Consider the following 24,345-nt stretch of genomic DNA (forward strand, 5'->3'; position numbering starts at 1 on the left):
ACTGGTCCCATGCGGATCGGAGAACTCGCCGCCGCCGTCGGTGTCACGACGCGGACCGTGCGGCACTACCACCACCTGGGGCTGCTGCCCGAGCCGGAGCGGCGGCCCAACGGCTACCGGCACTACGGCCTGCGGCACGCCGTCGCCCTGGCCCGGATCAGGCGGCTGACCGAGCTGGGGCTGGGGCTGGCGGAGGTGCGGGACGTGCTCGCGGAGGACGCCGGGAAGGATCTCGCCGAGGTGCTCGGAGAACTCGATGCCGACCTGGCGCGGCAGGAGGCGGCGATCCGGGACCGCAGAGCCCGGCTGCGTGCCCTGCTCGACGCCGGGGAACTGCCCGCCGAGGGGCCGGTCTCCCCCGAGCTGGCCGCCCTGTTCGCCACGGCGGGCGCCGAGCTGGCCGACTCCCCGGCGGCCGCCAAGGACCGCGAGGTCCTCGCCCTGCTGGAGACGACCGCGGCGCCTGCGGACTGGGAGCGGATGATGGGCGCCATGAGCGCGGCCTTCGGCTCCCCGGAAGGGGCCGCGCGGGCGCGGGAGGCCTACGCGCTGCTGGACGCCCTCGCCGACGTGGACGCCGAGGCGAGTCCGCCCGATCCGCGGATCGCGGAGGCCGCCCGCGTGATCGCCGGGTGCGTGCCCCGCGACATGCTGCCGCGGGAGACCCGCGACGTGCTGCCGGAGGGGGCGGGCCCCGATGAGAGCCACGGCTTCCTGCGCGCCCTCTACGCGGACGTCGCCCCGGCCCAGGCCGAGGCGGTCCGGCAGGCCCTGCGGATCCTCTCGGAGGGACGGCGGTGAGGGCCGCGGCACGGGCGGCGTTCCGCCTCGCCCGGCACGAGCTGCGCCTGCTGGCCGGCCTGACTCTGTGGGTGACGCGCCGCACCCACGGCACCGACGACGGGCGGGCCTTCGGGTACGCCCGCGGTCAGGGCCCGGTCATGGCGGGGCTGGCGTTCGTCTGCGTGAGCGAGACGGTGGCGATGTCCGTGCTGCTGCGGAACTGGCCGGCCGCGCACACGGTGGTGCTGCTCCTCGACGTGTACGCCGTCGTCCTCGTCGCAGCCCTGCACGCGGCCTCCGTGGTCCGGCCGCACGTGCTGAGCGCAGACCACCTGCGCATACGGCAGGCCGCCCACGTCGATCTGCGCGTTCCGCTGCACCGGATCGCGTCCGTGCGCCGCGAGACGCGCGCCACGCACGAACGGGCCGAGGGCGAGCTGAACCTGCCCGTCGGCTCCCAGACCTCCGTCACCCTCGAACTGACCGCGCCCGTCGAGCACATCACCCTCCTCGGCAGGCGCAGGCGGGTGCGGCTCGTGCGGTTCCACGCCGAGGACGCCGGTGCGCTCGTACGGGAGCTCACGCGGGCGACGACGGCGGCGGACGCGGGGCGGGGGCCCGCGGGCGGCACGCCGTACGCTGGCGCGGAGCGCTATCCGAAGGAGTAACCCCGTGCTTGTGCTGCTGCCCCCGTCCGAAGGCAAGGCCGCCGCCGGCCGTGGCGCCCCGCTGAGGCCCGAGTCGCTGTCGCTGCCGGGACTGGCCGCCGCCCGCGAGACGGTGTTGACGGAACTGGTCGAGCTGTGTGCCGGGGACGAGGACAAGGCCCGCGAGGTGCTCGGGCTGAGCGAGGGCCTGCGCGGCGAGGTCGCCAAGAACACCGGGCTGCGCACGGCCGGGACGCGGCCCGCCGGGGAGGTCTACACCGGGGTGCTCTACGACGCCCTGGACCTGGCGTCCCTCGACCCGTCGGCCAAGCGGCGCGCCGCGCGCTCGCTGCTGGTGTTCTCGGGGTTGTGGGGCGCGGTCCGGGTGACCGACCGGATCCCCTCCTACCGCTGCTCGATGGGCGTGAAGCTGCCCGGCCTCGGCGCGCTGGCCGCGTACTGGCGTGCGCCGATGGCCTCGGTGCTGCCCGAGGCGGCCGGTGACGGGCTGGTCCTCGACCTGCGTTCCTCGGCGTACGCGGCGGCGTGGAAGCCGAAGGGGGAGGTCGCGGACCGGACGGCGACCGTGCGGGTGCTGCACTCCCAGGTCGTGGACGGGGTGGAGAAGCGGTCCGTGGTCAGCCACTTCAACAAGGCCACCAAGGGCCGGATCGTACGCGCCCTGCTGACCGGGGCGGCCGCCCCGAAGAACCCGGCGGGGCTGGTCGAGGCGCTGCGGGACCTCGGGTACGTGGTGGAGGCGGAGCCGCCGGCGAAGGCGGGGCGGCCGTGGTCGCTCGACGTGGTGGTGACGGAGATCCACTGACGCGACGGTGGCGACGGTCAGCGCAGGTGGGACGTGTCGTTGAACAGGCGGACGCTCGCGTTGCCGTCCGCGTAGTACGCCACCGCCGACAGGGACGCCGCCGACAGCTCCATGCGGAACAGGGACTCCGGCGGGGCGCCGAGCGCCAGTTGGACGAACGTCTTGATCGGGGTGACGTGCGTGACGAGCAGCACCGTGCGGCCCGCGTGGGCGGCGACCAGCTCGTCCCTGGCGGCGGCGATCCGTACCGCGGTGGTCGCGAAGCTCTCGCCGCCTCCGGTGGGCGCGGCGTCCGGGGAGGCCAGCCAGGCGTTCAGGTCGTCCGGGTAGCGCTCGCTCACCTCGCCGAACGTGAGCCCCTCCCAGGCACCGAAGTCGGTCTCGCGCAGCCCTTCCTCGACGGTCACGTCGAGGCCGAGGCGGGCGGCGACGATGCCGGCGGTCTCACGGGTGCGGGCGAGCGGCGAGGACACGACGGCCTGGACGGTGCCGCGCCGGGCGAGCGCCGCCGCGACCTTCTCGGCCTGCTCACGGCCCACGTCGGACAGCGACGGATCGGTGCCGCCGCTGCCCGAGAAACGCTTCTGCGGCGTCAGCGGCGTCTCCCCGTGCCGCAGCAGCACGAAGGTGGCGGGCGCACCGAGATCGGCGGGCGCCCAGCCGGGTGCGGCCACGGCCCCCTCGGGGGCCGCACCGGAGGCCGCCCGGCCACCCGTGGCGGTGGCACGCGCGGCCCGGACATCGGCGCCCGCACCGGTGTCGCCGGGCCCGCCCGAGACGGACGAGGCACGGACCGCACGGCCACCCGCACCGGCGTCGGCGCCCGCACCGCCGGAGGCAGCCGGTTCGGCGCCCGCACCGGCGTCGGCAGTCCCACCGGAAGTGGCCGAAGGACCCGCCTCGCGGGGAGCCGGGCCGGGTTCGGGGGCCGGGGTGGCGCTCGGCGTGTTCCGGGTGTCCGGAGCCGGCGCGGCGGACCACCGTTCGCCGCGGGCGCCCGCGTCCATCGCCTCGTTGGCCAGGCGGTCGGCGTGCTTGTTGCGTTCGCGCGGGATCCACTCGTAGGTGACCCGGTCGGCCGGGAACACCCGGCCCGCCGCCGTCGCGAGCGGCTTCAGATCGGGGTGCTTGATCTTCCAGCGGCCCGACATCTGCTCGATGACGAGCTTGGAGTCCATGCGGACGTGCACGGCCGCCGCGGGGTCCAGCGCGTGCGCGGCGCGCAGTCCGGCCAGCAGGCCCCGGTACTCGGCCACGTTGTTCGTGGCCACGCCGAGGTACTCCGCGTGCTCCGCAAGGGTCTGGCCCGTCGCCGCGTCGAGCACCGCGGCCCCGTAGCCCGCGGGCCCCGGATTGCCCCGTGACCCGCCGTCGGCCTCGACGATGAACTCCCGCACGCCACTTGCTCCTTACCGACCGGACTACGGACCAAGGACTACGGACCCGGCTACAGACCGGACTCGGCGGTGCGCACCAGGATGCGGCGGCAGTTCTCGCAGCGGACGACCGTGTCGGGGGCGGCCGCGCGGATCTCGCTCAGCTCGGTGATGGCGAGCTCCTGCCGGCAGCCCTGGCAGGTGCGCTGGTACAGCTTGGCCGCGCCGATGCCGCCCTGCTGCCCGCGCAGCTTGTCGTAGAGCTTCAGCAGGTCCGCGGGCACGGCCGCGGCAATGACCTCGCGGTCCTTCGTCACGGACGCCACCTCGCCGTCGATCTCCTCGAAGGCCGCGTCCCGGCGCGCGGTCGCGTCGTCGGCCTTGGCCTGGACGGAGGCCACGCGCCCGGTCAGTTCGGTGACCCGCTCCTGCGCGGACTCGCGGCGTTCCATGACCTCCAGGACGACGTCCTCCAGGTCGCCCTGCCGCTTGGCGAGGGACGCGATCTCGTGCTGGAGGTTCGACAGGTCCTTGGGCGAGGTGATCGCGCCGGAGTCGAGGCGCTGCTGGTCGCGGACGGCACGCTTGCGCACCTGGTCCACGTCCTGCTCGGCCTTGGTCTGCTCGCGGGCGCAGTCGCTCTCCTCGGTCTGCGCGGCCACCAGGAGGTCGCGCAGCTGCACGAGGTCGCGGTTCAGCGACTCGATCTCGGCGTGCTCGGGCAGCGACTTCCGCTTGTGCGCGAGCTGCTGGAGGCGGACGTCGAGGGCCTGGACCTCGAGGAGTCGGATCTGGTCGGCGGGCGCGGCGTTCAGTTGGGGGCTCCCAGGTCGCTAGAAGTGGAGGTGGTGGACGCCGCGTGGGCGGTCCAGGGGTCGGTGACCGTCGTGGAGACGTGGACGCGCAGGCCCCATCCGTGCCGGTCGGAGATCTCGTCGAGCTGGGCGGCGGCCAGCTCGCACCAGGGCCACTCGGTGGCCCAGTGCGCCGCGTCGAGCAGCGCGATGGGACCGTCGGCGCGGTCCGCGACGAACTCGGAGGCCGGGTGGTGGCGCAGGTCCGCGGTGAGGAACGCGTCGACGCCCGCGGCCCGTACGTCGCCGAAGAGGCTGTCGCCCGAGCCGCCGCTGACGGCGACCGTACGGACGACGGCCTCCGGGTCGCCGGCCACGCGGATGCCCTGCGCGGTGGCGGGCAGCCGCTCGGCGGCGCGGGCCGCGAGTTCGCGCACGGTCAGCGGGTGGTCCAGCTCGCAGACCCGGCCGAGGCCCCGGCGGCCCTCCGGGTCGGAGGCGTCCGGCACCAGGGGACGTACGACCCTGAGGTCGAGGGCGCCGGCCAGCGCGTCGGAGACGCCCGGGTCGGCGGTGTCCGCGTTGGTGTGGGCCACGTGCAGCGCGATGTCGTTCTTGATCAGGGTGTGCACCACGCGGCCCTTGAAGGTGGAGGCCGCCACGGTCGTCGTACCGCGCAGGTAGAGCGGGTGGTGGGTGACCAGCAGGTCCGCGCCCAGCTCGACCGCCTCGTCGACGGTCTCCCGGACCGGGTCGACGGCGAACAGGACCCGGCCGACCTCCTGCTCGGGGTCGCCCACGACGGTGCCGACCGCGTCCCAGGACTCGGCCCGCTCGGCGGGCCACAGGTTCTCCAGCGCGGCGATGACTTCAGACAGACGGGGCACGGGTGCAAGGCTACCTGGGTGTTCGCCGCGGCTGAACCGGTGCCGTCGCCCCCGCCCGGACCGGCGCCGTCCAGCACATCGGTCACGGTTTCCTCAGGCGAATCGTTTTTCGGCCACCCGTATGTGTGAAGCAGCCGCCCGCCGGTCCGTCCGGTGTGCGTAGGAAAACTACCGTCCTGGCAGGAGGTGACCGAACGATGACAGCCTGCATGGTCGAGACTCCGGCAGCCGGCGAGGAGAAGGACGGTACCCCGCGGGCGGGCTGCACGATCACGGTGGACGGTGCCTATGCCGCCCGGCTCGCGGGCGGCGGCGACTCCCTGTACCCGGAGCGCTGGACGCTGGACGGCCCCGAGCCGTACGCGGTGCCGCTGCCGGCCAACCAGCCCGAGGAGCCCGGCACGGAGGTGCTGCCGATGGGCGACGGCCGGGTGCTCATCCGGCGGTTGGTGGACGGGCGGCACACCTTCTCGCTGCTGTACCCGACCGGCCCGGGCACCGGCGAGCTGCCGCTCGGCGCCATCGAGTGCCCCGAGGGCACCGGGCTGCGGCTGCTGCCCCCGGCGCCCGGCGGCGAGCGGGCCTACGCGCTCGCCGTGGGCCGGCGGTCCTCGGCGGTGTGGCTGGTGGTGGGCGGCGCCTTCGGGCCAGAGCATCTGGCCGAAGTGCCGGGCCGCTGCTCGGGCGGGGTCTGGCTGGACCACGCCGGGCGGATGCTGGCCCTGGACCGGGAGACCGGCGGGCGCACCAAGGCGGTCGTGGTGGACCTGGAGTGCGGCGGCGAGACGTCCCCGCTGCTCCAGATCGCGGCCGGCAGCGACGACCGGCTGCTGCTCGCCGACCCCGACAGCGGGCTGCTGCTGATCCGCTCGGACGCACCCTCGCCGGGACAGCCCCGGCTGGGCTGGGGTGTCCTTGGCAGCGCCCAGCCGGTCCGCTTCCCGGAGTGCCTGCGGCTGCCGGACTGCGTGGTGACGCCGTTCGCCATCCAGCCGGGGCAGGTGCTCACTCCCGAGCAGTGCGGGGTGGCGCTGCGCTGCGACGGCGCGTTCGGCAGCTGGGTGGCCGTATGGCGGCCCGCCGAGCGGCAGGTACGCCATCTTCCGGCGCCCGAGGGGTGGCTTGCCGGGTCCGGCCTGTGGACCGACGACGGCGTACTGCACCTGCCCTGCAGCACGAATACGGCGCCGTGCGGCGTGGTCCGATGGACGAGTCCGGCGAGTCCGGCGAGTCCGACGAGCCGGTCGGCCCCGACACCGCGACCGGAACCGGGGCCGACACCGGAACCCGCAGGGGCGGGCATCCCGCTCCCCGCGCCATCAGATGCGCCGGACCCGCTCACGCCACCGGAACCGCACCCCGGAACCGATCCCGGACCGCGCGCCGAGTCAGAACCGTCCGCCTCCCCCGAACCAGCCGCCGCCCCCGGTCCACGGGCCGACCCTGATCCACGAGCCGAGTTCGGCCCGCCCGCCCCGGGCGAAGCCACCCCCCGCGAGCATCTCGCCCCCGACGCCGGAACCCACGCCACCCTCGGAACCGGGTTTCTCATCCGTACCGATTCCGGCGCCCTCCCCGCACCCCAAGCCGCCCCGGAAACCGGCCCGCACGACGTCCCGCACCCCGCCCTCGACCACTCCCCCGCCTTGGAATCCGGCCCTCCGGTCTCCTTCGTGTCCGGCCCCGCTCCTCGTCCCGTCCCTCTTCAACAGGCGCCGCTGGGGAGGCTTGTAACGAAGTAGTGCCGGTTGGCGTGGCCGCCTGGATACGACCCGAGGTGTGCCGGTTAAACTCGCCGGGCTGTACGAAAGATCATTGTTGACGGGGTGAATTTCTTCCGATGAGCGACGCCAGCACGACCCAGCCGTCCGCCGCCGACGTCGAAGAGTCCGCGGCTCACGGCAAGCACCGGGGTCCGGTTTCGGTGGGCAACGGTGAGGCCGCACCCAGCGGCCGCCACCGCAGGCCCGCCGAGCAGAACGAATCGGCGGCCTGACGGCACGTCGAACGCCGCGGCCCCGCCCGTCAGCTGACGGGCGGGGCCGTTTCGCGTACCGGGGCGTCGCAGACGACCGTGCCGGTCAGCACCGGCGCGTCCGCCCGCTCGACGGCGCTCACCGCCACCCGCACCGCGTCGTCCCGCCGCCACATGCGGACGCGCAGGGTCTCGCCCGGGTACACCGCCCCGGCGAAACGCGTGGCCCAGGACCGTACGCGGGTCACGTCCCCGCCGAGGAGCGTGTCGGCGACCGCCTTGAGGGTCATGCCGTAGGTGCACAGCCCGTGCAGGATGGGCCGCTCGAAGCCGGCGCGCCCGGCGAACTCCGGGTCGGCGTGCAGCGGGTTGTAGTCGCCGCTGAGGCGGTAGAGCAGAGCCTGGTCCTCACGGACCGTCCGCTCGACGGTGCGGTCCGGCTCACCGGGCGGCCCACCGGGCGGCCCACCGGTCGACTCACCGCCCCGCTCGCCGGCCGACGCCGCGGTGCGGGCGGAGGGTCCGCGGTCACCGCCCCAACCGCCCTCGCCCCGGACGAAGATCTCCGCGTCACCGGTCCACAAGGGGCCGTCGCCGTCGGCGACGTCGGTGCGCATGATCAGGACTGCCGCCGTGCCCTTGTCGTACACGGCGGCGATGCGGCTGGTGGCGGTCGCGGTGCCCGCCACGGGGAGAGGGCGGTGCACGGTCAGCGACTGGCCGCCGTGCAGGACGCGGGCGAGGTCGACGTCGACGCCGGGCATGGACAGTCCGCCGATCACACCGGGCGGGCCGCCGCCCGCGACGGTGGCGAAGCTCGGCAGGACGTGCAGCCGCGTCTCCAGGGTGTAGCGCAGCTCGCCGGGATCGGTGGCGGGCAGGCCGGCGCCGATGCCGAGGTGGTAGAGCAGGACGTCCCGGGGACTCCAGGAGATCTCACCGCTACGGGGTCCGGCCGCGAGGGCCTTGGCTGCGTCAATAGGCATGAGCCTCCTGAATCTAGCCCAGCCCTCATCGGCTGTGAAGGATCCTGCCCCGCCGGACGCGCACGCCGAGGCCGCCGGCCGTGACATTTGTCCTGCCGGAGTCCGTACAAGCGCATCTGCCGGGCGGGGCACGGGAGTTCGTAGCGTCGTAGACATGACACAGGTCGCAGACATGACACAAACGGAACGTGCCGTGTCCTTCACACGGGCGGTCAAGGCCTTCGGCGCCGTATGCGCCGTCGACGGCGTCGACCTCACCATCGAGCGGGGCGAGACGGTCGCCCTGCTCGGACTCAACGGAGCCGGGAAGTCGACGGCGATCTCGCTGCTGCTCGGACTGCACGCGCCCGACGAAGGCAGCGTCGAACTGTTCGGCGGGCCGCCCGAGCGGGCGGTGCGCGCCGGCCTGGTCGGGGCCATGCTCCAGGACGCGCGGGCGGTGCCCCGGGTCACCGTCCGCGAGCTGGTGACCTTCGTGGCTGGACGGTACCCGTCGCCGCTGTCCGTCGCGCGCGCCCTGGAGCTGGCCGGCATCCCCCACCTGGCGGGACGGCGGGTGGACCGGCTCTCCGGCGGCCAGACCCAGCGGGTGCGGTTCACGGTCGCGGTGTCCGGCAACCCCGCCCTGCTGGTGCTGGACGAGCCGACGGCGGCCCTGGACGTGGAGGCGCGCCACGCCTTCTGGGACGCGATGGGTGACTACGCGCGCGACGGCCGCACGGTGCTGTTCTCCACGCACTACCTGGAGGAGGCCGACACCCACGCCGACCGCATCCTCGTCCTGGACCACGGCCGGATCGTCGCCGACGGCACCGGTGAGGAACTGAGGCGCGCGGCGGGCGGCGGCCTGGTCGCCTTCAACCTGGCCGGGCGGGGCAGCGCGGGCCTGGAACTCCTGCCCGGTGTGCGGTCCCTGGAGGTGCGCGGGGGCCGGGCGCGGCTGTGCACCGACGACCCGGACGCGACCGTGATCGCCCTGGCCGAGCTGGGTGCCGTACGGGGGCTCGAGGTCGCGCCGGCCTCGCTGGACGACGCCTTCCTGGCCCTGACGGGCGCGCGGGCGGCCGCGGAACGCGAACGGGAGGCGGCGTGATGCGCGACGTACTCGACTACCTGCGCCTCGAAGTGCGACGCACCCTGCGCGACACGGGCTTCGTGATCGGCGGGATCGCGATGCCGGTGATGATGTACCTGCTGTTCACCAACCTCGGCGACGGCGCCGACCGGGGCTGGCGGACCGCGTCCATGGTCGGCATGGCCGCCTACGGCGCGGTCGGCTCGGCCCTCAACACCGGCGGCGGGGTCGCCGAGGACCGTACGGTCGGCTGGCTGCGGCAGCTCAGGGTGACCCCGATGACCCCGCGCCAGGTGGTCGCCGGGCGGGCGCTGACCGCCTCGGTGACCGTGCTGCCCGCGATCTGCGCGGTGCTGCTGGCGGGCGGTCTGATCAACGGCGTACGGCTGGCGGCGTGGCAGTGGGCGGCGACGGCGCTGCTGCTGTGGCTGGGCTCGGTCCCGTTCACGCTGCTCGGACTGGGCAACGGCTACGGGCTCACCGCGCAGACCACCGGCGTGGTCAACATGGTGTGCAACCTGGGGCTCGCCGTGCTCGGCGGCCTGTGGTTCCCCGTCGAGCTGTTCCCGCACTGGATGGCCGTCCTGTCCACGTACACGCCCACGCACGGGATCGCCGACCTCGGGGGCTCGGTCGCGGAGGGCCGTGTCCCGGCGGCGGGTGCCATCCTCGTACTGGCGGTCTGGCTGTCGCTGTTCGGTTCGTACGCCGTGCTGTCCTACCGCCGCCACGCCGGCAAGGTCTGATCCGGGGGAACGGAGCATGAGCATGAGCTGGTCACGCAGGGGCTCCTGCCGCACGGAGCACGGGACGGAGTGCGAGGGCGGGCAGGAGCGCGAGCATCCGGGGCCGCCGCCCACCGGCTTCTCGCTGCTGCCCTGGCTGCTGATGGGGATGGGTGCCTTCTCCCACCTCTTCCAGGGCAAGACCCCCAACCCCTGGATCGGCGGCCTGGGCCTGCTGGCCTTCAACTCCCTCTACATCTATGTGGTGTTCCGCGCCTTCGACCAGCGGGCGCGGACAGCACGCCCGACCCGCCTCGCGCTGCTGCTGCTGTTCCTGGTGACGTGCGGTCTGGCCATCGGGTACGGCGGCACGTGGCTGCTGTTCCTGCCGCTGTTCGGCCTGGCGGCGGGCGCGTCCCTGCGCGGGCCGCTGCTCGGCCGGATCGGCGTGGGTCTCGGCCTGTTCGCGGGGATCGTCGCCGGGATGCGCGAGGGCTGGAACGGCATCAACATCGGCTACGGCACGTTCCTGTCGACGGTGGTGACGGCGGTGATCCTCAGCCTGTCCGACGCCGTACGGGAACTGCGGGCCGCCCGTGAGGAGCTGGCCCGTCGCGCGGTGGAGGAGGAGCGGCTGCGCTTCTCCCGGGACCTGCACGACCTGCTCGGCCACACGCTGTCGGTGATCGTGGTGAAGTCGGAGGCGGCCCGGCGGCTGGCGCCCCGCGACATGGGGGCGGCGCTGACGCAGATCACCGACATCGAGTCCGTCGGGCGGCAGGCGCTCACCGAGATCCGCGAGGCGGTCACCGGCTACCGCGAGGGCGGCCTGGGCACGGAGCTGGACCGGGCCCGTTCGGCGCTGACCGCCGCCGGTATCGAACCCGTGGTGCGCCGGTCGGGCCCGCCGCTGACGCCGGGCGCCGAGGCGCTGCTCGGCTGGGTGGTGCGCGAGGCGGTCACCAACGCCGTACGGCACAGCGGCGCGCGGCGCTGCGAGATCACCGTCACCGGCACGGCCGAGCGGGCCCGCCTGACGGTCGTCGACGACGGGGACGGCACGTCGGCCGGACGGTCGGGGGATCCGGACCCGGTGGACTCGGTGGACCCGATGGACCGGGTGGGCGGCACGGGTCTGAGGGGCCTGACCGAACGTCTCGCGGCGGCGGGCGGTTCGCTGCGGGCCGGTCCTTCGCCGCGCGGCGGTTTCACGGTGACCGCCGAAGTCCCGCTGGACGAAGGGGAGACGGTGGAGAGCGACGGCGCCCGGCTCGGCTCCTCGGTGGGGTGACCGGCCCACGGGCCCACGCCCTCGGGGAGCGAGTCAATACCCTGGGTCCGTGAACGAGACGACAGGGGACCGCCGGCCCGCCCAGTCCATCCGCCTCCTCCTCGCGGAGGACCAGCAGATGATGCGCGGCGCGCTCGCCCTGCTGCTCGGCATGGAGGACGACATGGAGGTCGTCGCCCAGGTCTCGGCGGGCGACACCGTCGTGGACGCCGCGCTGGCCCACCGCCCCGACGTGGCGCTGCTGGACATCGAACTGCCGGGGATGAGCGGCCTGGACGCCGCCGCCGAGCTGCGCGAGCGGGTTCCCGGCTGCCGGGTGCTGATCCTGACCACCTTCGGCCGGCCCGGCTATCTGCGCCGGGCCATGGAGGCCGGGGCCGGGGGCTTCCTGGTCAAGGACGGGCCGGTGGAGGAACTGGCGGCGGCGGTCCGCCGGGTGCTCGCCGGGGAGACGGTGGTCGACCCGGTACTCGCCGCGGCCGCCCTCAGCGCCGGCCCCAGCCCGCTCACCGCCCGCGAGTGCGACGTGCTCAGGGCCTCCGCCGACGGGGCGACGGTCGCCGACGTCGCCGCGCAGCTGCACCTGTCGGAGTCCACCGTCCGCAACTACCTGTCCGCCGCGATCGGCAAGACCGGCACCCGCAACCGCACGGAGGCCCTGCGAGAAGCCCGCCGCCAGGGCTGGCTGTGACCTCGCCGCCCGCCCCTGCCTGGGGCGTTCGCTACGCCACCCCCCGCCGGAACAGCCCCGCCCACAGGAACGCCTCCCCGAAGTGCGGTGAGTCCTCCGGCTCGTCGTGCATCCGACGCAGTTCGACCTCCGTCAGGTCCGCGAAGAGGCGCCGCAGCGAGTCGGGCGTGTAGGCGAGGCCGCCGTGCAGGCGTGAGGTGCGGTACAGCTCCGCGTCCGACAGTTCGCAGCCCATGGCTCCGGCCGCGAAACAGGTCAGGGCCAGATGGCCGCCGGGGGCCAGGACCCGGTCGAGCAGGGCCAGGTGGCTGATCCGGCGGTGCGGCGGCAGATGGTGGAAGCAGCCGGAGTCGTACACGAGGTCGTACGGTCCGGTGAGCGGCGATCCGTCGGACCCGAAGGCGTCCTGACACAGGAACCGCACCCCGGCCCCCGCGCTCCCGACCCCACCTCCCTCGATCTCCACTCCCTCGGCCCCCGGCTCCCCGATCCCCGTCTCCCGGGCCCGCTCCCGGGCCCAGGCGATGGCCTGCGGTGACAGGTCGACCGCGTCCACCGCGAAGCCACGCTCGGCGAGGTACAGCGCGTTGCGCCCCGGCCCGCATCCGAGGTCCAGTGCCCGGCGCCCGCCGATCAGCCCCCGCTCCAGCCACTCGACGAGGTTCTCGTCCGGTTTGTCCGCGAAGAACGGCACCGGCCGGTCCCGGTCCCCGTAGAACCCGTCCCACCAGCCGGCCGCGCCCCCGGTCCACCGGTCGGCGTCCGGCGCGAACAGCCCGTCCAGCAGTTCCAGTACGTCCTCGACCGTGCGGACGTCCCGCTCCATACGGCCCCCTTCCGTATCCGTGTCCGAGTGGGCCAATTCTAGGGTTAAGCGCCACGAAAGCCCAGGTCAGCGAGGGTGAGCGGGGTCTTTCGGGACCGCTGTGCGGACGGGTGCGGGGCCACGGCGGACACCGGAAGGGCGCGCCCCCTGCCCGGCGTGAAAATCCGCCCACGCCCCCGCCCAGAACGCTGAGGACGGCTTCCACCGCCGGGCCGGCCCCGCTTTTTCAGCCTCGCCTCCCCCGGCCCGCCGGCCGCCTGACAGACTGTCAGAAGCTCACGGAACGGTCAAGAATTCGTTAGTACGCCAAAGCATCGGAATAGTTGCCTCGGTCGACGGGGTTGCCCCAGCGCTCGATCCGCACGGATGACCGCACGCTTCACCTCTCACGGCCCGGAGGCCCCACTCGATGACGCTCACGACGACCGGACGGACCGAGCGGAGCGCGAGCGGGGCCGTCGTCCCGGTGCTCGCCTTCGCGGGGATCGTCGTCGCGGTGATGCAGACCCTGCTCGTCCCGGTCATCAAGGACCTGCCGCAACTGCTGGACACCTCGCCCGGCGACGCCACCTGGGTCCTGACCTCCACCCTCCTGTCCGGTGCGGTGGCCACGCCGATCATGGGCCGCCTCGGCGACCTGTACGGCAAGCGCCGCATGCTGATCGCCAGCCTCGCCGTGATGGTGGTCGGCGCGCTGGTCAGCGCGTTCACCTCCGCCCTGCTGCCCATGATCGCGGGCCGTACGCTCCAGGGCTTCGCGATGGGGGCGATCCCGCTCGGCATCGGCCTGATGCGGGACATGCTGCCGCGCGAGCGGCTCGGCTCCGCCATGGCGCTGATGAGCTCCTCGATCGGCGTCGGCGGCGGACTCGCCCTGCCCGCCGCGGCCATGGTCGCCCAGCACGCCGACTGGCACACCCTCTTCTACGGCGCCGCCGGCCTCGGCGTCCTCTCCATCGCCCTCACCCTCGTCGTCGTACCGGAGTCCCCGGCGCGTGCCGAGGGCTCCTTCGACCTGCCGGGCGCGCTCGGCCTGGCCGGCGGGCTGGTCCTGCTCCTCCTGCCCGTCACCAAGGGCAGCGCCTGGGGCTGGTCGTCGCCCACCACGCTCGGCCTCTTCGCCGCGGCCGTCGCCGTGCTGCTGCTGTGGGGCCTGATGGAGCTGCGCGTCGCGGCCCCACTGGTCGACCTGCGCACCACCGCCCGCCGCGAGGTGCTGCTGACCAACCTCGCCTCGATCATGGTCGGCGTCAGCTTCTACGTCGTCTCCCTGGTCCTGCCCCAGCTGCTCCAGCTCCCCACCGCCACCGGCTACGGGCTCGGGCAGTCGATGGTGGTCGCCGGTCTGTGCGTGGCGCCGCTGGGCCTGACCATGATGTTCACCGCGCCCGTCTACGCCCGCCTCTCCGCCCGCTACGGCCCGAAGGTCACCCTGATCATCGGCCTGCTGGTCATCGCGGTCGGCTACGGCGCCGGCCTCGGTCTGATGGCGGCGGCCTGGCAGACCGTCGTCGTCTCGGTGGTCCTGGGCGCCGGCATCGGGCTGGCGTACTCCTCGCTGCCCGCGCTGATCGTCGGCGCGGTCCCGGCCTCCGAGACGGGCGCGGCCAACGGCCTCAACACCCTGATGAGGTCCATCGGCACCTCGGTGTCCAGCGCCGTGATCGGCATGGTGCTGGCCAGCACCGCGGACCACACCCCCGGCGGTCTCGCCGTCCCGACCATGCACGGCTTCCGCGTCTCCTTCCTGCTCGCCACGGCCGCCGTCGTCGTGGGCCTGGCGCTGGCCCTGTGCCTGCCCCGGCCGAACCTGTCGACGGGCCCGCTACTGCGTGCGAGCAGCGAGGAGGAGGCCAACCTGGCGCGGGCCGAGGCGGTCCTGCGCGGCTTCCGCGGCCGGGTCCTGGACGCGGGCGGCGCCCCGGTCGCCCGTGCCAAGGTCACGCTGATCGACCGCCGCGGCCGCCAGGCGGGCGCCACGCTCTCCGCGGAGGACGGCAGTTACACCGTCGCGGTCCCGGCCCGGGGCCCGTACGTCCTGGCCGCCCGCGCCGCCGGGCACGGTCCGCTCGCCAGCGCGGCGAACCACACCGGCGAGGACCACCCGGTCGACCTGGACCTGTCCCTGCCGGGCGAGTCGGTCACCGCCTGAGCCGGGACGCACACCCGACAGACGCGCCACCACGCACCCCCGGTCGCCCGCGCGGCCGGGGGTGCGGCAGCATGGCGGCCTGCGAGGACGCACGACCAGGACGACCGGCCAGGACGAGCGGCCAGGACGAGCGGCCAGGACGAGCGTCCGCGGCAACCGAGACGACCGAGACGACCGACCGGAAGGAATCCCATGCCCGTGGCACCCGAACCCCCGATCCTCGCCGCGTTCGAGGCGGCGAAGGGGTTCATGCCCACCGACGAGGGGCTGGCGCTGTACGCGGCGGCCGTGACGGCCGGGCGGCTCGGGCTGCCGCTCCTTGAGGTCGGCACGTACTGCGGGCGTTCGACGGTCCTGCTCGCCGACGCGGCCCGGCGGGCCGGGGTCACCGCGCTCACCGTGGACCACCACCGCGGCAGCGAGGAGCAGCAGCCCGGCTGGGAGTACCACGACCCGGAGACGGTCGACCCCGAGATCGGGCTGATGGACACGCTCCCCACGTTCCGCAGGACCCTGCACCGGGCGGGCCTGGAGGACCACGTGGTGGCGCTCGTCGGCCGCTCACCGCAGATCGCCGCCCTGTGGAACACCCCGCTCGGCCTGGTCTTCGTCGACGGCGGCCACACCGACGAGCACGCCGGCGCCGACTACGACGGGTGGGTGCCGCACCTGGCCGAGGGCGGGCTGCTGGTCATCCACGACGTGTTCCCGGACCCGGTGGACGAGTTCACCGGGCAGGCCCCGTACCGCGTGTACCTGCGCGCCCTGGAGTCGGGCGGGTTCACCGAGGTGTCGGCGACCGGATCGCTGCGCGTCCTGCGGCGAACGGAAACAGCCGCCCGCGCCCGCCACCGGAGCCGGTGAAGGGGAGCGACGCGTTCGCCCGGGACGGCCGTGTTCCAGGAAACGATTGACGATCGCTTCCATGCCGGAACGGTATGACCCGGCCGACCGAACGCCTTCGGTTCGGTGACGGGAGAGTGTCGGGACCGGAAACCCCAGGGGCCGCCCGGAGAGCCCACGTTGACATCTCCACACCTGTCCCGAAATGGCCGGTTGGCAGTGGGTGCGCGCGGGGCCGAGCCGACGTCACACACCTCGCGAGCAGCACGAACGCGATGTATTGACATGTCCCTTTCCGCGTGTGAACGTTCGGCGACTGTCCCGAACCATCCGGACAGGTCACATCGATCCCAGGGGGGATGCATGAACTGGTACGTCGAGGTCCTCAAGAAGTACGTGGTGTTCAACGGCAGGGCGCGCCGCCAGGAGTACTGGATGTTCACGCTGTTCAGCGTGATCATCTCCATCGTGCTGGCCATCGTGGACGCCGTCATCGGAACCCAGATCCTGGACTGGCTCTACACCCTCGCGGTCCTGCTGCCGACTCTCGGCGTGACGGTTCGCCGCCTGCACGACACCGACCGCTCCGGCTGGTGGATCCTCATCGGCCTCATCCCCCTCGTCGGCTTCATCGTGATGCTGGTGTTCCTGGCCACCGAGGGCACGCGGGGAGAGAACAAGTACGGCGCGAACCCGAAGGAGCCCCTGGCGCAGATCTGACACCAGCCGCGCCGGAACGGGTCACCGAAGGCCGGTGCGCGCAACAGGGCCCCGGCCGATCTCCTCGGCCGGGGCCCTGTTGTGCGCCCGGTGGACACCATGGACGGCCGCTAGGGTGGCAGACGTGTCGTACCAAGGCCCCGACTTCGATGTCCCGCAGCCCGAGCGCCCCGGCCGCCCACGCCGGGGGCTGCTGACCGTCGCCCTCGCGGCACTGGTGCCCGGGGCCCTGCTGGGCTGGCTGGTGTACGAGGCGGTGGGGGACCCCGGCGGCCCGGACACGGCGGCCCCGCCGTCGGCGAGCGGCTCCACCTCGGCGTCCGGCTCCCCCTCGGGGTCCGAGGGGCCGCTCCTGCCCTCCCGTCCCGGGCAGGACGACGGACGGGACGACAAGGGCGGCGGCCCCTCCCCCACGCGGAAGCCCTCGGCGCCCGCCGCCTCCGGCCCGCTCAAGGGCAAGGTCGTGGTCATCGACCCGGGCCACAACCCGGGCAACTTCCGGCACACGGCGGAGATCAACCGCAAGGTGGACATCGGCACCAACCGCAAGGAGTGCGACACCACCGGCACGTCCACGAACGCCGGTTACTCCGAGGCCCGGTTCACGCTGGACGTGGCCCACCGGCTGCGCACCCTGCTGGAGGCGCAGGGCGTCACGGTGAAACTGACCCACGACGGCACTTCACCGGCCTGGGGCCCGTGCGTCGACGAGCGCGCCCGGATCGGCAACGACGCGCACGCGGACGCCGCCGTCTCGATCCACGCCGACGGCGCGGCGTCCGGCGACCGCGGCTTCCACGTCATCCTGCCGGGGGCCGTGCACTCCGGTTCCGCCGACACCCGCCCGATCGTCTCCGCCTCGCGCGAGCTGGGCGAGCGCGTCGCGGGCAACTTCGTGCGGGTCACGGGCGAGGCGCCGTCCAACTACCTCGGCGGCGGCACCGGGCTCGTCACGCGGAAGGACCTCGGCGGTCTCAATCTGTCAACGGTTCCCAAGGTGTTCATCGAGTGCGGCAACATGCGCGACAGCAAGGACGCCGCCTCGCTCACCAGCGGCGCCTGGCGGCAGAAGGCGGCCCAGGGGATCTCTGAGGGAATCGTGAGTTTCCTGCGCGGGTCGTGATCAGGGCGCTCAGCACGGCGGACATCGTGGGCGTACGGACGATAGTGTCATCCGTACGATGAGGTGCCACCCCCGCGCTTCGCACCCCCGCCCGACGGCGGGACGGTGACAGCGACGCCTCCACCGACGAGACGACGAACCAGAAGGACCTGACGTGAATATCCGCTCCCTCACTCGGGGCGACGGCGTGGTGATCGGAGCAGCGGTGTTGCTGTTCATCGCGTCGTTCCTCCGCACCAGCTCGGGCTACACCATCAATGCCTGGGACTCGCTCGGTATGGGCTTCGGCGTCTACATGGGCGGAGTGATCGGCGGCGCGCTGATCGTCGTCAACCGGAGCCTGCCGCAGCCTCGCAAGGTGGCGGGTCTGGACCTGGGCACGGTGGGAGTGGCGTTCACGGTCCTGGTGGCCTGGACCATGTTCTGGAGCCTGGTGGACGCCTACAGCGCGGGCGCCGGCCTGATCCTCGGCTTCATCGCGGCCCTCGTCCTGGCCGCCGGCGCCGTCGCCTCCCCTCTGGTCCCGGCCCTCCAGGCCGCCCTGGTGCCCGCCCCCGGTCCGGCCGCGCCGCAGCCCTACGGCGCACAGCCGCAGAACGGGTACGGCTACCCGGGCGCCCAGCAGCCGTTCGGCGGTCAGCCGCAGCAGGGTCAGCCCCAGCAGGCCGGGCCGTTCGGCGGCGGTCAGCCGCAGCAGGGCCCGCAGCCCGCGGCCGGCTTCTCGCCGTTCTGGTTCGCCGTGCCGGCGCCGCGCCCGCTGTTCGCGGAGGACGGCTCCCCCGCGCCGATCGCCGAACTGGCGCCGGGCGTCTGGTACCTGGCCGTCGAGCAGCGCGGTCAGGGCCTGCTGGCCGAGATGCAGGACGGCCGCCGCGGTGTCCTCCAGGACACCTCCAACATCCAGCGCGGCTGATCCGGCCCGCCGGACCAGCCCCGACGGCCCCCGCCCTTACGGGCGGGGGCCGTTGCCGTGCCGTGCGCGGGGCCTGGCCGCGGCAGGCCGTCGTCGAACAGCCCGGGACGGCTTCTAGGAGCCCTGGAGGAGCTGCCTGTGGGACGGCACCTGGTTGTGGACCGGCGCGCCCGCGCTGCTCCCGGCGCCCTTCACCTTGTTGATGACGTTGCCGTAGTCGTGGACCGCCGAGGTGTCGCCCTTGCGCAGTTTGCTGGGCAGGGCCTTCAGGTCGGCGATGGCCGAGGAGAGCGGGGCGAGCGCCTTCGACAACAGGGGGTCGCCCTTGGCGTTGCGCACGGCGGCCCGCAGCCGGTTGTACGTGAACGCGCCCGCGAGCGCCGCCTTGACGAGGGTGGCCTTGCGGTGCGGCGCACCCTTCTTGAACTTCCCCTCCTTGTACGGTTTCACGATCCACTGGTAGGTGGCCCCGGCCGCGAGCGCCGCGTTCGCCACGAACCGCGTCTTGGCGAAGTGCTGCCTCTGCGCGGGTGTGGTGGGGCTGGGCGTGGCCGCCGCCACGGCGACCGTCGGACTGTGTTGCGGAGTGCTCTGGGCGCCCGCCCACCCGGTGGAACCGGCGAGCAGGGCGCAGCAGAGCGTCAGCGCCAGAGCGAGGCGCCGTATCGGTACGGGCACGGTGTCCTCCTGGAACATGTTGCCGCGGGTGCTTAGGAGGTCCGTGTGATCCCGGGTGGCCGCGCCGAAACAGTGCACCGGAGGTATGCTCCGGGTCACTCCGCGTGCGCGGACCGGGTTTCCGGCGTGATTCCGGGGCAGACGCAGAACATGTCCCCTCGCTATCGCACGGGTCCCAACTCCGCCGGTACGGTCATCGCGGTGGTCGCCGACGTCATGGCCGCCATCCTCGGACTGTGGATACTGATGTACCTGCTGGACGCCAACCGGGCCAACGAACTGGTCCGGTTCGTGCACGGCGCGGCCGACTGGCTGGCCGGCTGGTCCCGGGACCTCTTCACCTTCGACAGGCCCTGGGCCCGCGTGATCGCCGGCTACGGACTGGCCGCCGTGGTCTACCTCTTCGTCGGCCACGCCGTCGCCAACCGGATGCACCGGCACTGACGACGGCCGACCGGGCCGGGCAGGCGGCAGGCAGGACGACGTCAGCCGCAGCAGTCCGTCTCCAGGCCGCGCGGCAGGCGGTCGCCCGCCGCGAAGACCGTGCAGGTGGCCTCGTGGCCGCCGAGCGCGGCCACGGCGAGGAGGAGGGAGCCGGCGGTCCACGTGGTCAGTTCACGGGGCCACACGGCGTCGTCCTCGAAGACGTAGCCCGTCCAGTACAGGCCGGTGTCCGCGTCGCGCAGGTGCTGGATGGACTGGAGCACGGACAGGGCGTGGTCGGACTCGCCCACCGCCCAGAGCGTCAGGGCGAGTTCGGCCGACTCCCCGCCCGTCACCCACGGGTTGGGGACGACGCAGCGCACCCCGAGTCCGGGCACCACGAAGCGGTCCCAGCCCTCCGCGATGCGTGCCTTGGCCTCCGCGCCGGTCAACGCGCCGCCCAGCACCGGGTAGTACCAGTCCATGGAGTAGCGGTCCTTGTCGAGGAACCGCTCCGGGTGCGCGCGGATCGCGTGGCGGAGCGCGCCGACGGCCAACTCCCAGTCCGGTTGCGGTTCTTCGCGCTGTTCGGCGATGGCCAGCGCGCAGCACAGCGCGTGGTGGACCGAGGAGCACCCGGTCAGCAGCGCGTCCGCGGTGTCCGTGCCGTCGTCCTCCCGCTTCCAGCCGATCTGCCCGCCGGGCTGCTGGAGGCGCAGCACGAACTCGATCGCGGCGTACACGACGGGCCACATGCGGTCCAGGAACGTGTCGTCGCCGGTCGAGAGGTAGTGGTGCCAGACCCCTACGGCCGCGTAGGCGACGAAGTTGGTCTCCCGGCGGCGGTCGGTGACGTCGTCGTGCGCCCCGTCCGCGTAGGCGGCGTACCAGGAGCCGTCGTCGAGCTGGTGGCGGGCGAGCCAGGCGTAGGCGCGCTCGGCGGCCTCGTGCTCGCCTGCCGCGTCCAGGCCCATCGCCGCCTCGACGTGGTCCCACGGGTCGAGGTGGTGGCCGCGGAACCACGGGATCGCCCCGTCCGGCCGCTGGGCGGCGAGTATGCCGCGCACGGTCGCGGCGGCCTGCCCGGCGGTGAGGACCCCGGGCAGGACGAGGTGTTCTGTCCGGGGAGTCGTCACGTGGCGGCCGCCTCGGCGCGCCCGGCCGTGGCGGGCAGGTGCGGCTTGGTCGCGTAGGCGACGAAGCTCTTGCCGATGAGCGGGTTCAGCGCCTGCTCGGCGACCCGGGTGGCCAGCGGCTTCTTCATGATGTCCCAGACCAGCAGCTTGTGGTACGCGCGTACCGGCAGCACCTGGTCGTTGTCGACGCCGAAGGCGCACTTCAGCCACCAGTACGGCGAGTGCAGCGCGTGCGCGTGGTGGGTGCCGTAGGGCTTGAGGCCGGCCTCGCGCATTCTGGCGAGGAGCTCGTGGGCCCGGTAGATGCGGATGTGGCCGCCCTCCACCTCGTGGTAGGCGTCGGACAGGGCCCAGCAGACCTTCTCGGGGCCGTAGCGCGGCACGGTGACCGCGATCCGCCCGCCGGGCCGGAGCACCCGGACCATCTCGGCGAGGACGCCCTTGTCGTCGGGGATGTGCTCCATCACCTCGGAGATGATGACGACGTCGAAGGACGCGTCGGGGAAGGGCAGCGACAGCGCGTCGCCCTCCATGGCGGTCGCGGTCGCCCCTTCGGGCGCCTCCCCGGCCTCCTTCATCGCCGCGAACCACTTGGCGACCTCGCGGATCTCCTCGCCGTTGCGGTCCAGCGCCACGACCCGGGCCCCGCGCCGGTAGCACTCGAACGCGTGCCGGCCGGCGCCGCAGCCGAGGTCCAGGACACGGTCGCCCGGGGCGAGCGGGAACCGGGAGAAGTCGACGGTCAGCACGTGGCCCTGCTTTCGCGGTTGAGGTCGGCGTCGGTCGTGGTGGGGCCGGTCCCCGCGGGGGCGGCGGCCTCTGCGGGGCTGCCCGCGCGGGAGTGGGCGAGGGCCTCGCGGTACCGGGCCACGGTCCCCTCGGCGGCGCGGGCCCAGGTGAAGTGCCGCAGGACCCGCTCACGCCCGGCCCGGCCCAGCCGCAGCCGCAGCTCCGGGTCTCCCAGGAGCCGGCCGAGCGCCACGGCCAGCGCCCCGGCGTCGCCCGGCGGCACCGCGAGGCACGTCTCGCCGTCGCGTCCCGCGACCTCGGGGACGGCGCCCCCGGTCGTGGCGACCAGCGGGGTGCCCGTGGCCATGGCCTCGGCGGCGGGCAGGGAGAAGCCCTCGTACAGCGACGGCACGCAGGCGACCTCGGCGGAGCGGACCAGGTCGACCAGTTCGGCGTCCGAGATGCCCTTGACGAACTCGACGGCGCCTTCGAGGCCGTGGCGTGCGACGGCCTGCGCGACCGGGCCCTGCTCGGGCCGTTTGCCGACGACGACGAGGTGCGCGGCGGGGTGTTCGGTGCGCGCCTTCGCCAGCGCCTCGACGAGGAACACCAGTCCCTTGAGGGGCACGTCCGCGCTGGAGGTGGTCACGATCCGGCCGGGCACCCGCCGCACGGCCGGGTCGGGTGAGAACAGGTCGGTGTCGGCGCCGATGTGCACGACGTGGACGCGGTCCTGGCGCACCCCGAGGTGGTCGACGATCTCCTGGCGGGAGGTGCCGGAGACGGTGAGCACGGAGGGCAGCCTGCGTGCGACGCGCTTCTGCATGCGGGTGAAGGCGTACCAGCGCCGCAGGGACCAGCGCCGCTGCCATCCCTCGGCGGCGTCCAGCTCCAACCGCCGGTCCACGGTGATGGGGTGGTGGATGGTGGTGACCAGTGGCGCGCCGATGTCCCCCAGCAGCCCGTATCCCAGGGTCTGGTTGTCGTGGACGATGTCGAACTCCCCGCGCCGGGCGCGCAGATGGCGGCGGGCGCGCAGCGAGAAGGTCAGCGGCTCGGGGAAGCCGCCGGTCCACATGGTGGCGACCTCCAGCGCGTCGATCCAGTCGCGGTACTCGTCGCGCTTCGGGGTGCGGAAGGGATCCGGCTGCCGGTAGAGGTCCAGGCTCGGCAGCTCGGTCAGGCGCAGCCGGCCGTCGTGGCCGTCACCGGCGATGTCACCGAGCGTGTCGAGGACGGGGTACGGCTGGGCGGCGATCACCTCGACCCGGTGGCCGAGGCGGGCCAGTTCGCGCGAGAGATGGCGTACGTAGACGCCCTGGCCGCCGCAGAACGGGTTTCCCTTGTAGGTGAGGAGCGCTATGCCGAGCGGTCGCTCGCCGTCCGCGGCCAGGTCCGCCGGGGACCCCGCCTGACTGGGCTCAGCGGTCACTCCGCGCCCCCTTCTGGCCGCACTGTCCCGCGACATTACGCCGGGACGCTAATCTAGAACAAGTTTCAGACTTGATCGTTCAGGAGGTTCCGAATCTACCGGCAGGTAGCCACGCGGTGAGCAGCGGATCGGGTGATTCGTGCCACGGCCCGCGCCACTGCCCGCGGTCCGGCCCCCTGCCCCCACCGACTGTCACGGAACGGACCCATGCCTGCGCGAGCCAGTACCTCCCGGCCCACCCCACCACCCCTCACCGAGCGGCAGGAGGCCCGCCGCCGCCGCATCCTGCGCGCGAGCGCCCAACTGGCCGCCCGGGGCGGCTTCGACGCCGTGCAGATGCGGGAGGTCGCGGAGTCCTCGCAGGTGGCGCTGGGCACGCTGTACCGGTACTTCCCGTCCAAGGTCCATCTGCTGGTCGCCACGATGCAGGACCAGTTGGAGCGGCTGCACGGCACGCTGCGCAAGAGGCCGCCGGCCGGGGACAGCGCCGGTGAGCGGGTGGCGGAGACCCTGATGCGCGCCTTCGGGGCCCTCCAGCGCGATCCCCACCTCGCGGACGCGATGGTCCGCGCGCTGACCTTCGCGGACCGCAGCGTGAGCCCCGAGGTCGACCAGGTCTCCCGCCAGACCACCGCGATCGTCCTGGACGCCATGGGACTTCAGGAGCCCACCGCCGAGCAGCTCTCCGCGATCCGCGTGATCGAGCACACCTGGCTGTCGGCCCTGGTCACCTGGCTCTCGGGGAGGGCCTCCCTCGCCCAGGCGAAGGCCGACATAGAGACGGCATGCCGGCTGATCGACCTGACCACACCTCCCGCCGGGCATGAATAGAACCTACGAGACGGGTTCCCTTCGCCGGTATTACCCGGATCAGGTAATGGGGGTCGCCTTCGGGTCCGACTGCTACCTTCCGGCCTCTCAGCCCGACCGTCGACGTCGGCCCCAGCGGATGCCGTAGCGTCTCGCCAAAGTCGGCTACTCCGGTCGAACTCCCTCACTCGCCTCGTAGGCCACCTCCAGGATAAATCCGTACGCACCGGATGGAACCCCCCAATTCGAAGATTTTTTTGGGTTCCTCGCGGGCCGGGCGGAGACCGGTTTCGGCCACCCCTCGGGGCCTTTTCGGTCGGCCGGTAGAGTGACCGGGTCGTCATCACACCCGTTCGGGGGGAAGCCGGTGGAAATCCGGCGCTGACCCGCAGCCGTGAACCGTCCCACGAGGACGGCGAGCCGGAATGCCCCGGGCGGAACGTGACCGGCTCATGCGCTCGGCGGATCCGCCGAGCGCATCGCACCGTCGAGGTATACGGAGCC

Annotated in this window: 25 protein-coding genes and 2 riboswitches; of the genes, 16 read left to right on the top strand and 9 right to left on the bottom strand. The window is 73.4% G+C overall.

Translation table 11 applies throughout. The annotated features are described in order from the left end of the window. The first annotated feature begins 9 nt into the window (after positions 1-9). The 3 genes from ACIP4X_RS02600 to yaaA are packed head-to-tail and all read left to right on the top strand — an operon-like array spanning position 10 to position 2,256. Positions 10-801, top strand: a complete 792-nt coding sequence (locus tag ACIP4X_RS02600) for a MerR family transcriptional regulator (RefSeq protein ID WP_391453294.1) — start codon at positions 10-12, stop codon at positions 799-801. Next, complete coding sequence (locus ACIP4X_RS02605; RefSeq protein ID WP_391453292.1) at positions 798-1,451, top strand: hypothetical protein; 654 nt, start codon at positions 798-800, stop codon at positions 1,449-1,451. Before ACIP4X_RS02600 ends, ACIP4X_RS02605 begins: the two co-directional genes overlap by 4 nt. Positions 1,452-1,455: 4 nt before the next feature. Continuing rightward, entirely contained in the window at positions 1,456-2,256 is an 801-nt protein-coding gene (yaaA, locus tag ACIP4X_RS02610) for a peroxide stress protein YaaA (RefSeq protein ID WP_358729569.1), read from the top strand. Positions 2,257-2,273: 17 nt separating this feature from the next. Here yaaA and ACIP4X_RS02615 read toward each other — a convergent pair whose 3' ends face one another. The 3 genes from ACIP4X_RS02615 to ACIP4X_RS02625 are packed head-to-tail and all read right to left on the bottom strand — an operon-like array spanning position 2,274 to position 5,313. Then, complete coding sequence (locus tag ACIP4X_RS02615) at positions 2,274-3,653, bottom strand: bifunctional RNase H/acid phosphatase (protein ID WP_391453290.1); 1,380 nt, start codon at positions 3,651-3,653, stop codon at positions 2,274-2,276. 50 nt (positions 3,654-3,703) lie between these two features. Continuing rightward, complete coding sequence (locus ACIP4X_RS02620; protein WP_358729671.1) at positions 3,704-4,447, bottom strand: C4-type zinc ribbon domain-containing protein; 744 nt, start codon at positions 4,445-4,447, stop codon at positions 3,704-3,706. Continuing rightward, positions 4,444-5,313, bottom strand: a complete 870-nt coding sequence (locus tag ACIP4X_RS02625; RefSeq protein WP_391453288.1) for a Nif3-like dinuclear metal center hexameric protein — start codon at positions 5,311-5,313, stop codon at positions 4,444-4,446. Before ACIP4X_RS02625 ends, ACIP4X_RS02620 begins: the two co-directional genes overlap by 4 nt. Before the next feature lie 197 nt (positions 5,314-5,510). Between ACIP4X_RS02625 and ACIP4X_RS02630 the strand changes: the two genes are divergently transcribed. Both ACIP4X_RS02630 and ACIP4X_RS02635 read left to right on the top strand, forming a co-directional pair. Continuing rightward, positions 5,511-7,055 (top strand): hypothetical protein, encoded by a 1,545-nt coding sequence (locus tag ACIP4X_RS02630; RefSeq protein WP_391453286.1) that lies wholly within the window; start codon positions 5,511-5,513, stop codon positions 7,053-7,055. Between the two features lie 98 nt (positions 7,056-7,153). Further along, positions 7,154-7,309: a hypothetical protein gene (locus ACIP4X_RS02635; protein ID WP_358729565.1), complete on the top strand. Its 156-nt coding sequence runs from the start codon at positions 7,154-7,156 to the stop codon at positions 7,307-7,309. A gap of 29 nt (positions 7,310-7,338) precedes the next feature. On the opposite strand, the gene ACIP4X_RS02640 is transcribed toward ACIP4X_RS02635, so the two are convergent. Beyond that, positions 7,339-8,274, bottom strand: a complete 936-nt coding sequence (locus tag ACIP4X_RS02640; protein WP_391453284.1) for a MaoC/PaaZ C-terminal domain-containing protein — start codon at positions 8,272-8,274, stop codon at positions 7,339-7,341. A gap of 193 nt (positions 8,275-8,467) precedes the next feature. Here ACIP4X_RS02640 and ACIP4X_RS02645 point away from each other — a divergent pair, with 193 nt between their 5' ends. From ACIP4X_RS02645 to ACIP4X_RS02660, 4 genes are read left to right on the top strand one after another with little or no spacing between them, the layout of a single operon-like run. Then, positions 8,468-9,367, top strand: a complete 900-nt coding sequence (locus ACIP4X_RS02645; protein WP_391453282.1) for an ATP-binding cassette domain-containing protein — start codon at positions 8,468-8,470, stop codon at positions 9,365-9,367. Continuing rightward, positions 9,367-10,095 carry an ABC transporter permease gene (locus ACIP4X_RS02650; RefSeq protein ID WP_391453280.1) on the top strand — a complete coding sequence of 243 codons (729 nt, stop codon included), beginning with the start codon at positions 9,367-9,369 and terminating at the stop codon, positions 10,093-10,095. Before ACIP4X_RS02645 ends, ACIP4X_RS02650 begins: the two co-directional genes overlap by 1 nt. Before the next feature lie 22 nt (positions 10,096-10,117). Continuing rightward, positions 10,118-11,365 (top strand): histidine kinase, encoded by a 1,248-nt coding sequence (locus ACIP4X_RS02655; protein ID WP_391453278.1) that lies wholly within the window; start codon positions 10,118-10,120, stop codon positions 11,363-11,365. Positions 11,366-11,414: 49 nt separating this feature from the next. Next, positions 11,415-12,056 carry a response regulator gene (locus ACIP4X_RS02660; RefSeq protein ID WP_391453276.1) on the top strand — a complete coding sequence of 214 codons (642 nt, stop codon included), beginning with the start codon at positions 11,415-11,417 and terminating at the stop codon, positions 12,054-12,056. A gap of 31 nt (positions 12,057-12,087) precedes the next feature. On the opposite strand, the gene ACIP4X_RS02665 is transcribed toward ACIP4X_RS02660, so the two are convergent. Further along, on the bottom strand, positions 12,088-12,882 hold the full coding sequence (locus ACIP4X_RS02665) for a methyltransferase domain-containing protein (RefSeq protein WP_391453274.1): 795 nt from the start codon (positions 12,880-12,882) through the stop codon (positions 12,088-12,090). Between the two features lie 409 nt (positions 12,883-13,291). On the opposite strand from ACIP4X_RS02665, the gene ACIP4X_RS02670 reads away from it, so the two are divergent. The 5 genes from ACIP4X_RS02670 to ACIP4X_RS02690 all read left to right on the top strand — a co-directional run bounded on the left by ACIP4X_RS02670 (position 13,292) and on the right by ACIP4X_RS02690 (position 18,633). Then, complete coding sequence (locus ACIP4X_RS02670) at positions 13,292-15,034, top strand: MFS transporter (RefSeq protein ID WP_391453272.1); 1,743 nt, start codon at positions 13,292-13,294, stop codon at positions 15,032-15,034. 192 nt (positions 15,035-15,226) lie between these two features. Continuing rightward, positions 15,227-15,898: a class I SAM-dependent methyltransferase gene (locus tag ACIP4X_RS02675; RefSeq protein ID WP_391453270.1), complete on the top strand. Its 672-nt coding sequence runs from the start codon at positions 15,227-15,229 to the stop codon at positions 15,896-15,898. A 342-nt stretch (positions 15,899-16,240) separates the two neighbouring features. Then, complete coding sequence (locus ACIP4X_RS02680; protein ID WP_358729556.1) at positions 16,241-16,597, top strand: DUF805 domain-containing protein; 357 nt, start codon at positions 16,241-16,243, stop codon at positions 16,595-16,597. A 124-nt stretch (positions 16,598-16,721) separates the two neighbouring features. Beyond that, complete coding sequence (locus ACIP4X_RS02685) at positions 16,722-17,720, top strand: N-acetylmuramoyl-L-alanine amidase (RefSeq protein ID WP_358729555.1); 999 nt, start codon at positions 16,722-16,724, stop codon at positions 17,718-17,720. 154 nt (positions 17,721-17,874) lie between these two features. Then, the gene (locus ACIP4X_RS02690; protein WP_358729554.1) at positions 17,875-18,633 is read left to right on the top strand and encodes a hypothetical protein; all 759 of its coding nucleotides are present in this window, start codon (positions 17,875-17,877) and stop codon (positions 18,631-18,633) included. Between the two features lie 114 nt (positions 18,634-18,747). Here ACIP4X_RS02690 and ACIP4X_RS02695 read toward each other — a convergent pair whose 3' ends face one another. Next, positions 18,748-19,311, bottom strand: coding sequence for a hypothetical protein (locus ACIP4X_RS02695; protein WP_358729553.1), 564 nt, complete (start codon positions 19,309-19,311; stop codon positions 18,748-18,750). A gap of 150 nt (positions 19,312-19,461) precedes the next feature. Here ACIP4X_RS02695 and ACIP4X_RS02700 point away from each other — a divergent pair, with 150 nt between their 5' ends. Beyond that, positions 19,462-19,755, top strand: a complete 294-nt coding sequence (locus ACIP4X_RS02700) for a hypothetical protein (protein WP_358729552.1) — start codon at positions 19,462-19,464, stop codon at positions 19,753-19,755. A 41-nt stretch (positions 19,756-19,796) separates the two neighbouring features. On the opposite strand, the gene ACIP4X_RS02705 is transcribed toward ACIP4X_RS02700, so the two are convergent. Genes ACIP4X_RS02705 through ACIP4X_RS02715 form a run of 3 tightly spaced genes read right to left on the bottom strand, consistent with a single transcriptional unit; the run spans position 19,797 to position 23,031 of the window. Beyond that, positions 19,797-20,870 carry a prenyltransferase/squalene oxidase repeat-containing protein gene (locus ACIP4X_RS02705; protein WP_358729551.1) on the bottom strand — a complete coding sequence of 358 codons (1,074 nt, stop codon included), beginning with the start codon at positions 20,868-20,870 and terminating at the stop codon, positions 19,797-19,799. After that, positions 20,867-21,619 carry a methyltransferase domain-containing protein gene (locus ACIP4X_RS02710; protein WP_358729550.1) on the bottom strand — a complete coding sequence of 251 codons (753 nt, stop codon included), beginning with the start codon at positions 21,617-21,619 and terminating at the stop codon, positions 20,867-20,869. Before ACIP4X_RS02710 ends, ACIP4X_RS02705 begins: the two co-directional genes overlap by 4 nt. After that, positions 21,613-23,031: a glycosyltransferase family 4 protein gene (locus ACIP4X_RS02715; protein ID WP_358729549.1), complete on the bottom strand. Its 1,419-nt coding sequence runs from the start codon at positions 23,029-23,031 to the stop codon at positions 21,613-21,615. Before ACIP4X_RS02715 ends, ACIP4X_RS02710 begins: the two co-directional genes overlap by 7 nt. 207 nt (positions 23,032-23,238) lie before the next feature. On the opposite strand from ACIP4X_RS02715, the gene ACIP4X_RS02720 reads away from it, so the two are divergent. Next, on the top strand, positions 23,239-23,862 hold the full coding sequence (locus ACIP4X_RS02720; protein ID WP_391453266.1) for a TetR family transcriptional regulator: 624 nt from the start codon (positions 23,239-23,241) through the stop codon (positions 23,860-23,862). Then, positions 23,862-24,037, bottom strand: a riboswitch (TPP riboswitch). It overlaps the preceding gene by 1 nt. Positions 24,038-24,198: 161 nt before the next feature. Then, positions 24,199-24,272, top strand: a riboswitch (cobalamin riboswitch). Positions 24,273-24,345 lie beyond the last annotated feature (73 nt).

The sequence above is a fragment of the Streptomyces sp. NPDC088817 genome, assembly GCF_044750345.1.
GTDB lineage: Bacteria > Actinomycetota > Actinomycetes > Streptomycetales > Streptomycetaceae > Streptomyces.